The sequence below is a fragment of the Streptomyces odonnellii genome (genome assembly GCF_000981895.1).
GTDB classification, from domain to species: Bacteria; Actinomycetota; Actinomycetes; order Streptomycetales; family Streptomycetaceae; genus Streptomyces; species Streptomyces odonnellii.
Window position 1 is genome coordinate 1 of the sequence record NZ_LATD01000069.1, and the last position, 10,501, is coordinate 10,501.

General features: G+C 72.1%; 10 protein-coding genes. 8 read left to right on the top strand and 2 right to left on the bottom strand.

Features of this window, described 5'->3' with window-relative positions; translation table 11 throughout:
* The 7 genes from WH07_RS08260 to WH07_RS08290 all read left to right on the top strand — a co-directional run.
* Positions 1-588: DUF3152 domain-containing protein (locus WH07_RS08260; protein WP_046497212.1), on the top strand; the 588-nt coding region annotated here is incomplete at its 5' end.
* Between the two features lie 144 nt (positions 589-732).
* Positions 733-1,578, top strand: coding sequence for a tryptophan 2,3-dioxygenase family protein (locus tag WH07_RS08265; RefSeq protein ID WP_046497214.1), 846 nt, complete (start codon positions 733-735; stop codon positions 1,576-1,578).
* A 73-nt stretch (positions 1,579-1,651) separates the two neighbouring features.
* Positions 1,652-2,971 (top strand): kynureninase, encoded by a 1,320-nt coding sequence (gene kynU, locus WH07_RS08270; RefSeq protein ID WP_408645816.1) that lies wholly within the window; start codon positions 1,652-1,654, stop codon positions 2,969-2,971.
* A 75-nt stretch (positions 2,972-3,046) separates the two neighbouring features.
* Positions 3,047-3,931, top strand: a complete 885-nt coding sequence (locus WH07_RS08275; protein WP_046497217.1) for an alpha/beta hydrolase — start codon at positions 3,047-3,049, stop codon at positions 3,929-3,931.
* A 261-nt stretch (positions 3,932-4,192) separates the two neighbouring features.
* Positions 4,193-5,536: a sensor histidine kinase gene (locus WH07_RS08280; protein ID WP_046497234.1), complete on the top strand. Its 1,344-nt coding sequence runs from the start codon at positions 4,193-4,195 to the stop codon at positions 5,534-5,536.
* Positions 5,533-6,192, top strand: a complete 660-nt coding sequence (locus WH07_RS08285) for a response regulator (protein ID WP_079023056.1) — start codon at positions 5,533-5,535, stop codon at positions 6,190-6,192. The genes WH07_RS08280 and WH07_RS08285 overlap by 4 nt, the downstream gene beginning before the upstream one ends.
* Before the next feature lie 128 nt (positions 6,193-6,320).
* Positions 6,321-6,917, top strand: a complete 597-nt coding sequence (locus tag WH07_RS08290) for a Uma2 family endonuclease (RefSeq protein ID WP_046497220.1) — start codon at positions 6,321-6,323, stop codon at positions 6,915-6,917.
* A gap of 75 nt (positions 6,918-6,992) precedes the next feature.
* On the opposite strand, the gene WH07_RS08295 is transcribed toward WH07_RS08290, so the two are convergent.
* Positions 6,993-8,636, bottom strand: coding sequence for an ABC transporter permease (locus tag WH07_RS08295; RefSeq protein WP_046497225.1), 1,644 nt, complete (start codon positions 8,634-8,636; stop codon positions 6,993-6,995).
* Positions 8,633-9,625, bottom strand: coding sequence for an ABC transporter ATP-binding protein (locus WH07_RS08300; protein ID WP_046497227.1), 993 nt, complete (start codon positions 9,623-9,625; stop codon positions 8,633-8,635). The genes WH07_RS08295 and WH07_RS08300 overlap by 4 nt, the downstream gene beginning before the upstream one ends.
* A gap of 115 nt (positions 9,626-9,740) precedes the next feature.
* On the opposite strand from WH07_RS08300, the gene WH07_RS08305 reads away from it, so the two are divergent.
* Positions 9,741-10,388: a GbsR/MarR family transcriptional regulator gene (locus WH07_RS08305; RefSeq protein WP_079023057.1), complete on the top strand. Its 648-nt coding sequence runs from the start codon at positions 9,741-9,743 to the stop codon at positions 10,386-10,388.
* The last annotated feature ends 113 nt before the right edge of the window (positions 10,389-10,501 follow it).

Below are 10,501 nucleotides of genomic sequence, written 5' to 3' on the forward strand. Positions count from 1 at the left end.
TTCCCCAGCGGCTCCCCGCCCCCCGCCTCCGGGCCCGGGACCTTCACCACCGCGCAGGCGGAAGGGCGCCGGGTCGGTTCCGGTCCACTGCGCCGCTACCGCGTCCAGGTCGAGAAGGGCGTCGACATATCCGCGAAGGCCGCCGCCGCCGAGATAGAGGCGATACTCGCTCACCCGCGCGGCTGGGCCGCCCACGGCCGCGGCTCCTTCCAGCTCGTCTCCTCCAAGGCCGACGCCGACTTCGTGATCCGTATCGCCACCCCCGCCACGGCCGACGCGCTCTGCCTCGCCGAGGGCCTCAACACCCATGGCGAGCTGAACTGCGAGACCACCGACGGTGTCGTGGTCAATCTGCGCCGCTGGGTCCTCGGCTCGCCCACCTTCGACGGACCGCCCGCCGAATACCGCCACCTCGTCATCAATCACGAGGTCGGCCATGAGATCGGCATCCGCCACCATCTGGGCTGCTCGGGCCCCGGCCGTCCCGCGCCGGTCATGATGCAGCAGATCAAGGGTCTGGACGGCTGCGTGTCCAACGCGTGGCCGTACGACGAGCGCGGGACGTACATCAACGGACCGAGGGTCTGAGCCCCGGTCCGGGGCCCGGACGACAGGACCTGGACCCCACCTTCCACACCCGACCCGGCTTATGATGCCCGGAGGGGACCGGGGCTCCGTAACCAACACGGAAGGGGCGGACCGCTACCCGGAGCACATGCCGAGGAGACGGAGATGTCGCACGCCCCCGATACCCCCGAAGCCGGTTCGGAAGCCCCGAACCTCGACTTCGCCGGGACCACCCCGTACGAGGACTACGTCCAGGCCGACGTCCTCACCCACCTCCAGCACCCCCGCTCCGACGACCCCGGCGAGATGGTCTTCCTCGTCACCACGCAGGTCATGGAGCTGTGGTTCACCGTCATCGTCCACGAGTGGGAGACCGCGTCCCGCGCGCTGCGCGAGGACCGTACGCGCCCGGCGGTCGACGCCCTCAAGCGTTCCGTACGGGAGCTGGACGCGCTGAACGCCTCCTGGCGGCCGCTCGCCCAGCTCACCCCCGCGCAGTTCAACTCCTACCGCGGCGCCCTCGGTGAGGGCTCCGGCTTCCAGTCGGCGATGTACCGGCGGATGGAGTTCCTGCTCGGCGAGAAGTCGGCGTCGATGCTCGTACCGCACCGCGGCGCCCCGCGCGTCCACGCCGAGCTGGAGAAGGCGCTCCAGGAGCCGAGCCTGTACGACGAGGTCCTGCGGCTGCTCGCCCGGCGCGGGCTGCCGGTGCCGCCCGAGGTGCTCGGACGGGATCTGTCGGCGCGGTACGAGCCGTCGCCCGCGGTCGAGGAGATCTGGGCCGGGATCTACGCGGACCGAGACCAGCACAGCGAACTGATCCGGCTCGGCGAGGCGCTGACGGACGTCGGCGAGCTGGTGTGGCGCTGGCGCAACGACCATCTCGTGGCGACCCGGCGCGCGATGGGATCCAAGACCGGGACGGGCGGGTCGGCGGGGGTCGCCTGGCTGGAGAAGCGGGCGGCGAAGAACGTGTTCCCCGAGCTGTGGACGGCGCGCAGCCATGTCTGAGTCGCTGGAAGAGGGCCGAGCCGTGTCCGGGTCGCTGGAAGAGGGCCGAGCCGTGTCCGGGTCGCCGGCCGCCGTGTCCGGGCAGCAGGAATCGCCGGAGGAGTCACGGCCCCTCGCCCTGCGCGCCGCCGCGCTCGACGCCGCCGACGAACTCGTCGGCCGCCGCGAGCTGTTCGCCCTCACGGAGGGTGTCGTCTATCTCGACGGCAATTCGCTCGGCGCTCTGCCCCGCCATGTCCCCGAGCGCCTCCAGGACGTCGTCGCCCGCGAGTGGGGCGAGCTGCGCATCCGCTCCTGGACCGAGAGCGGCTGGTGGGAGGCGCCCGAGCGGATCGGTGACCGTATCGCGCCGCTCGTCGGCGCCGCGCCGGGCCGCATCGTGGTCGGCGACTCCACCAGCGTCAATGTCTTCAAGGCCGTGGTCGCGGGCGCCCGCCTCGCGGGCCCCGGCCGGGACGAGATCCTCGTCGACGCCACGACCTTCCCCACGGACGGCTACATCGCCCGGTCCGCGGCCCGGATGACGGGCAGCAGGATCGTGCCCGTCGCCCCGGCGGAGCTGGCCGGCGCGCTCGGGCCGCGTACGGCGGTGGCGCTGGTCAACCACGCGGACTTCCGTACGGGACGGCTCCACGACCTGCCCGGGATCACGGCCGCCGTGCACGAGGCCGGGGCGCTCGCCGTCTGGGATCTGTGCCACAGCGCGGGCGCGCTGCCGGTCGGTCTGGACGAGCACGGCGTGGATCTCGCGGTGGGCTGCACGTACAAGTATCTGAACGGCGGGCCCGGCTCGCCCGCGTTCCTCTATGTCGCCGAGCGCCACCAGGCGCGCTTCGACTCCCCGCTGCCCGGCTGGAACGCGCACGCCGATCCGTTCGCGATGGCCGCGGACTTCACACCTGCGGAGGGCGCGGTACGGGGCCGGGTCGGCACCCCCGACATCCTCTCCATGCTGGCGCTGGAGGCGGCCCTCGACGTGTGGGCCGGGGTACGGATGGAGGCGGTGCGCGCGAAGAGCCTGGCGCTCACCGACTTCTTCCTGGAGTGCGTCGAGGCGTACGCGCCGCCGGGCCGGGTCGCCTCGATGACCCCGGCGGCGCATTCGGAACGCGCCAGCCAGGTCGCCCTCCGCTGCGCCGAGGCGCCTGCGGTGATGGAGACGCTCATCGCGCGCGGGATCGTCGGCGATCTGCGCAGGCCGGACGTGCTGCGCTTCGGTTTCACCCCGTTGTACATCGGTTTCGCCGATGCGGAACGAGCCGCGCGGGTGCTCGGGGAGGTCCTGCGGGAGGTGGCGCCGGGGACGCTGCCCGGGACCTCGCCGGGCCGCTCGGCGGGCGTTCCCGGCGGCCCGGGCGCCGGGGCGGTGGCCGGACCGGGACGCGGGGTGTGATCGACCCCCTTCAGGGCTGATACCGTCCCCGCTGATCAGGTCAATTCGGCCTCCGTACCGAAAGGTTGGCGCAAGATGCCGGACCCCGCCGCGCCCGATGCCCTCGCGCGTGACGCCGCAGAGACCGAGTCGGTCCTGGCCCATCCGGTCGTCCGGCCCGATACCACCGCCGCGTACGGCGACCACCCTGATCAGGTGATCGACTTCTACGCCCCCCGGGGCGACCAGGAGCGGGTGCCGCTGGTCGTCGTCCTGCACGGCGGTGCCTGGCGGGCGCCGTACGACCGCGGGCATCTGACGCCCTTCGCGGACTTCCTGGCCCGCCGCGGCTTCGCAGTCGCCAATGTCGAGTACCGGCGGGGTCCCGCGGTCCCGCAGGAGGGCGACGGCGCTCCGGTGGCGGGGCGGTGGCCGGAGACGTTCGACGATGTGGCGGCGGCGATGGACGCGCTGCCCGCGCTGGTCGCGGACGCGCTGCCGCGCGCGGACGCCCGGCGGACCGTGGTGACCGGGCACTCGGCGGGCGGCCATCTCGCGCTGTGGGCGTCGGCCCGGCATGTGCTGCCGGAGGGCTCGCCCTGGCGGCTGCCGGAACCGCCGCCGCTGCGCGGGGTCGTCGCGCTGGCGCCGATCGCGGATCTGCTGCGGGCCGTGGAGCTGGACGTGTGCGGCGGAGCGATTCAGCAACTGCTGGGCGGCGAGGAGGAGTTCAAGCGCCGCAGGGAGAGCGCGGACCCGGCGGCGCTGCTGCCGACGGGGATCGCGACGGCGGTGGTGCAGGGCCGTACGGATCTGACCGTGCCGTACAGCGTCGCCGAGGAGTACGTGGCCGCGGCGGCGAGGGCGGGCGAAACGGTCGGCCTGACGCTGCTGGAGGACGTCGGCCACTTCCCGCTGATCGACCCGAAGGCGGACGCGTGCGCGGTGGTGGCGGAGGAGATCGCACAGCTCGCGTGGTGAGGCGCGCGGACCTGCCGTAGCGGCTCGGCCCCGCAGCAGCGGGCCCGGCCCCGTGCGGCAGCTCGGACTTGCCACGGTGGCCCGGACCCGCAGCAGCCGGCCCGGCGGCCCCGCGCAGTGGCCAGGACCTGCCGTAGTGGCCCGGCCCCCGCGTAGCAGCCTGCCGTAGCAGCCCGGACCCGCGTAGTACCTGGGACGGACGGCTGAGGATCCGCTTCGGTGGTGACGACCCCGTCCTCGCCCTGCCCCTACCGTGGCAGCGTGACCCAGACAGATACCGGGAAGGCCCGGAGCCCAGAGTTCCGCCTGGCCGCGGGAGCGTTCAGGAGCCTGCGCCAGGACCTCTTCCACGATGCCTTCGCCTACCGCCCGCTGGCCCCCATGCGGACGGACGGCCCGCTCACCCGCCGGCTGCCGGGCCGGATACGCGAGTACGCGGCCCGGACCCCGCACGCCGTCATCGTGGTCGCGGCGCTGCTGGTGCTGTTCATCGGCTTCGCAGACGGTGGCTCCCTGTTCCGTCTGCTGCCCGTCGTACCGGTGCTGCTGACGCTGACCAGGCCGGTCGGCGCCTGGTGGCTGGTGCTGGCGTTGTCGGCGGTGCTGAGTGTCGTGGGACACCGCGACTGGCCCTGGGAGCCCAGCGCCTTCGCCGCGTATCTGATCGTGATGACGGTGGTGGCGGCCCGTACCCGCCCGCGCACCGCAGCCTGGCTCTGGGTGATGACGGCGGCGTACGTGCTGTTCTCCGAGGTGTTCCTCACGCCGTACGGATACGGCTCCTCGGGTGTCCCCATGCTCTTCGTCTCCGCGCTCGTCCTGCTGACCGTGAGCCTGCTCCAGGTGCGCAGGAAGGCGGAGCAGGAGGTCGCGGCGCAGCAGAGCGTGACCGCGGTCGAACGCGACCGGCGCACGCTCCTGGAGGAGCGCACCACCATCGCCCGCGAACTGCACGATGTGGTCGCGCACCACATGTCGGTGGTCGCGATCCAGGCCGAGGCCGCCCCGTACCGGGTGGAGAACCCGCCGCCCGAGCTGGAGCAGGCCTTTGTCACGATCAGGGAGAACGCGGTCGCGGCGCTGACCGAACTGCGCCGGGTGCTCGGTGTCGTACGGGCGGCGGACTACCAGGCCCCCGACGCCCCGCAGCCCACCCTCGCCGATCTCGACGGGCTGCTCGCGAATGTCGGGGAGGCCGGTCTGGCCGTGGAGAAGACGGTCACCGGGGCGGTACGGGAGCTGCCGCCGGGCGTCGAGCTGTCGGCGTACCGCATCGTGCAGGAGGCGCTGAGCAACGCGCTGCGGCACGCGCCGGGGTCGACCGCGCGGGTCGAGATCGCGTACGTACTGGGCGGGCTGGGCCTGCGTATCGTCAACACCGCGCCGCAGGGCCTGGTCAAGCCGTCGCCCGGGGCCGGGCACGGCATCACCGGGATGCGGGAACGGGTGGCCATGCTGAGCGGTGAGATGACCGCGGATCCCACCGAGGACGGCGGGTACGAGGTCGTGGCCTTCATACCGGTCGCGGCGGCGGAACGGGACGGACAGGAATCCGAGGGGCGCGCGGGCGGCGCGGGGCACGAGAGGGAAGGGGACGCGGCGTGACGATTCGAGTGCTGATCGTCGACGACCAGGTGATGGTCCGCGAGGGGTTCTCGGTCCTGCTGAACGCGATGCCGGACATCGAGGTCGTCGGGGAGGCCGTGAACGGCCGCGAGGCGATCGGCCAGGTCACGGCGCTGCGCCCTGATGTCGTCCTGATGGACATCCGGATGCCGGAGCTGAACGGCATCGAGGCCACGCGCGAGATCGTCGCGGCGGACGCCGACGCGAAGGTGCTGGTACTGACCACCTTCGACCTCGACGAATACGTCTACCAGGCGCTCCGCGCGGGCGCCTCGGGCTTCCTCCTCAAGGACGCTTCGGCGCGCCAGCTCGCGGACGGCGTACGAGTGGTCGCCTCCGGCGAAGCCCTCCTGGCCCCCACCGTCACCCGCCGTCTGATCACGGAGTTCTCCAAACTCTCCGAAACCCCGCGCGCCCCGGCCATGGCCCGCGTCGGCGACCTGACCGAACGCGAGACGGAGGTCCTGGTCCTCATCGCGCAGGGCCTGTCCAACGCGGAGATCGCCGAACACCTCGTGGTGGCGGAGTCCACGATCAAAACCCATGTCAGCCGCATCCTGGTGAAATTGGGCCTCCGCGACCGCACGCAGGCGGCGGTCTTCGCGTACGAGGCACGCCTGGTGACCCCGGGCTGACCCGCCCGCCGGGGGCGCGTGGCGAGTACTGGTCATTTGATCACTCGCACGAGTGATCGGATCGGCTTATGGGATCTCGGCCGCTCGTCGACCTGTCACGCTGGCGTTCGCCTGACAGGAGGTGCACGATGACGCTCATGGAAGAGCGCGCGGCGGCCCAGATGTCCGTCGAGGAGTTCGAGAGGCTCGCCAAGCTTGTCGAAAAGGAATCCGACACCGTCAGGCTGGAGTTCATCCACGGACGGATCGGGATCAAGGGCGTGACGGACGGCGACCATAGCGAGATCATCAGGTGGCTGCAGCAGCGCTGCATGCAGGTCCGGACGGACATGTGGCTCTACGCCGGTGGCGAGCTTGGGCTGCTGGTCGGGACGTACCGCAAAGGCCACGCGAGACCCGATGCCGTCCTCGCTCCGCAGGGGGCTTTCGTGGGCCAGGGGACCTGGGCCGACCCGGCAGGCGTGCTGATGACCGTCGAGGTCACCTCGTACGACTCCGATACCGATCGGCGGGATCGGAAGGAGAAGCCCGCTGCCTACGCCGCCGCCGGGATCCCGGTCTATCTGCTGATCGATCGTGACCACGACACGGTGACCGTGCACAGTGATCCGTCGGCGGACGGCTACAGCGTTCGCCATGTGGTGGACTTCGGCACGAAAGTGGTGCTCCCCGGTCCTGTGAACATCGAGCTGGACACCGAAGAGCTGAAGACCTTCGTGCGCTGACACATACCTCGCGCGGTGGCCCGCTCCGTCCACAGGCTGTGGACGGAGCGGGCCGTTACGGCGTACGGGCGGGTGCTACGTCAGCATGTCCCGGCGGCGCAGGGCCGTCAGGCCTGTTGCGATCAGTGCCGCCGCCACCGCCGTCAGGAGCAGGGCCGGGGGCCAGTTCATGTCCGCGCCCGGGAGCTTGGGGAGGTGGGTGAAGGGGGAGAGGTTCATGGTCGGCTGGGGGAGGTTCACCGCCGGGCCGATCCAGCCCAGGGCCAGGGTGAGGCCCGCGACCCCCCAGGCAGCCGCGGCCGCCTTGGGGAACAGGCCGTACAGCAGGACCGCCAGTCCGCCCACCACCCAGATCGCGGGGAGCTGCACGAGCGAGGCGCCGAGGATGCCGGGGAGGCGGTGGCCGTAGCCCAGGAACAGGCCGAGACCGCCCAGCAGCATGATCAGGGCCGCGCCGCCGAACGCGATCAGCAGGTGGCCCGCCGCCCAGCGGAGCCGGCCGACCGCGCCCGCCAGCACCGGTTCCGCGCGCTGGCCGGTCTCCTCGCCGTACAGCCGGAGCACCGAGGCGACCACGTACAGCGCGGCGACCATGCCGAGCATGCCGGTCATCGCGGCCAGGAACGAGTCTGTCAGACCCTGCCGGCCGCCCATGCGCTCGAAGATCTCCCTGGTCTGCTCGTTGCCGCCGACGAGGTCAGCCGCGCCGTCGGTGAGACCGCCGAAGATCAGGCCCGCCACCAGGAACCCCGCTCCCCAGCCGAGGACACCGCCCCGCTGGAGCCGCCAGGCGAGCGCGTCCGCCGAGCCGAGCCGGCCGTGCGCCGGGCCCGGCCGAGCGGGCAGGAAGCTCATCCCGATGTCACGCCGTCCCGCCAGGGTGTACGCGATGACGGCCTGGAGACCGATCGCGGCGAGCAGGACCAGCAGCACCCACCACCGTTCGTCGGCGAACGCCCGGACGTTCTCGGCCCAGCCGAGCGGGGACAGCCAGGTCAGTACGGACGAGCCGTCGGCGGACGCCGAGTCGCCCGCGGCCTTGAGGACGAACGCGGCGCCGATGACCGCGGCCGTCAGCCCCTTCGCCAGCCGCGCGTTCTCGGTGATCTGCGCGGCGATGGCCGCGGTGCAGGCGAAGAGCATGCCGACGCCCGCCGTCGCGAGCCCCACCGCCAGCGAGCCGGCGAACTGCCCGGCGCCGCTCTCGCCCTCGCCCCGCGCGTACGCGGCCATCACCACGGTGACCAGCAGCGCCAGCGCTCCGTTCGCGGTCAGCGCCGCCAGCAGCGCGCCGGTCAGCGGCGCCCGCCGCCCGACCATCGCCGAGGAGAGCATCTCCTGACGGCCGGTCTCCTCTTCCTCCCGGGTGTGCCGGATGACGATGATCAGGCTCATCACGGCCGCGAAAGCGCCCCCGAAGCCGATCATGCGCCAGGTCGCCAGCCCGCCGAGCGAGTCGCTGAAGACAGGGCCGTAGAGAGCGCGCAGCGAACTGTTGCTCGCCGTGGACTGGACGACATCCGCCCGCTTGGCGGCCGTGTCGTACAGCGCGGCGAAGGACTGCGCGACGGACATGTACGAAGCGCCGATGACCAGCACCCACACCGGCATCATGACCCGGTCGCGGCGCAGCGCGAGCCGCAGCAGCGGCCCGGTGCCGGCGAGATTACGGGAGCCTCTGGTGCGCGCCGCCGGGGCGCCGACGGCGGTGGCGGTCATCGGGCCACCGCCGCGTCGGTGCCGTCCGCTCCGCGACCGGACGCGCTCTGGGCCTCGGCGGCATCGGCCGTATCGGCCGCGTCGGTGCCGTCGGCCGCGTAGTGGCGCAGGAACAGTTCTTCGAGGGTCGGCGGCGTGCTGGTCAGCGAGCGGATCCCGGATTCGGAGAGCGAGCGCAGCACCGCGTTCAGATGTCCGGTGTCGACCTGGAGCCTGACCCGGTGGCCACGGCCCCCTTCGACCGACTGTGTGACCAGGTCATGGACGCCGGGCAGCCGGGCCAGTCCGTTGGGCGCGCCGACGAGTTCCGCGCTCACGCTCGTACGGGTGAGATGCCGCAGCTCCGCCAGTGAACCCGACTCCACGGTCACGCCCTTGCGGATGATGCTCACCCGGTCGCAGAGCGCCTCCACCTCGCTCAGCACATGGCTGGAGAGCAGCACGGTCCTGCCCCGGTCGCGCTCCTCCTCGACACACCGCTGGAAGACCTCCTCCATCAGTGGGTCGAGCCCGGAGGTCGGCTCGTCCAGGATCAGCAGATCGACGTCCGAGGCGAACGCGGCGACCAGGGCGACCTTCTGCCGGTTGCCCTTGGAATACGTACGCCCCTTCTTGGTCGGGTCGAGTTCGAACCGCTCGACCAGTTCGGCCCGCCGTGCCGGGTCGAGGCCGCCGCGCAGCCGCCCGTACAGGTCGATGACCTCGCCTCCGGAGAGGTTCCGCCACAGCGTCACATCGCCCGGTACGTAGGCCACGCGCCGGTGCAGTTCGACCGCGTCCTTCCACGGGTCCCGGCCGAGGAGCTGTGCCGCGCCGGAGTCGGCGCGCAGGAGGCCGAGCAGGACCCGGATGGTGGTGGACTTGCCCGCTCCGTTGGGGCCGAGGAAGCCGTGGACCTCGCCGGTGTCGACGGTCAGGTCGAGGCCGTCCAGCGCGTGTGTCCGGCCGAACGACTTGTGCAGTCCGGCGACCGTGATTGCCTTCGTCATGCTTCGGAACGTACGCTACTTTCACAAAATTGTGAAGTTAAGAAAACGTCAAAAGAGGTCGCGTTAAGATCGGGAAGTGACCGGGGCGGATGCCGAGCAGGGAGACGGTGGGGCGATGAACAGCAGGAGCCGTGACGTGGGCGGTACGAGTGGCGCGGCCGATCGCGGTGGCGCGGATGGTACGGGCGAGCGCGGTGGCGCGGGCGAGCGCGGTGGCGCGGGCGAGCGCGGTGGCGCGGGCGGTGCGGCCGGCTCCGGCCCGCAGCGCGACGAGGAGGCCGTCTCCCGCTTCGTCGAGCGTTTCGCGGCCGACATGACCGAGGCCGGGATGCAGCGCACCGCGTCCCGGGTCTTCACGGCCCTGCTCTCCTCCGACGACGCGAGCATGACCTCCGCCGAACTGAGCGAGCGGCTCAGCATCAGTCCGGCCGCGGTGTCCGGGGCGATCCGCTATCTCAGCCAGGTCGGCATGGTCAGCAGGGAGCGCGACCCCGGCTCGCGCCGCGACCGCTACCGGCTCCACCACCAGCTCTGGTACGCCACCTTCGCCAGCCGGGACTCGGTGCTCATCCGCTGGGAGAACACCCTGCGGGCCGGTGTCGAATCGCTCGGCGCGGACACCCCGGCGGGGGCGCGGGTCGCGGAGACGAGGGAGTTCTTCGAGTTCCTCCACAACGAACTCGGGTCGCTGATGGACCGGTGGCGGATACAGCAGGAGAAGCTGCACCCGGCGGAGGCGGACGGAGCGCTCCCGCCGGCCTGACCTCTGTACACCCCGCCTGACGGCAGCACGCCCCGCCCGGCCGCCGGACCGGCACACGTTCCGCCGGACCGTCGCATGTTCCACCGGACCGCCGTGAGCCTCCCGCCCAGGCC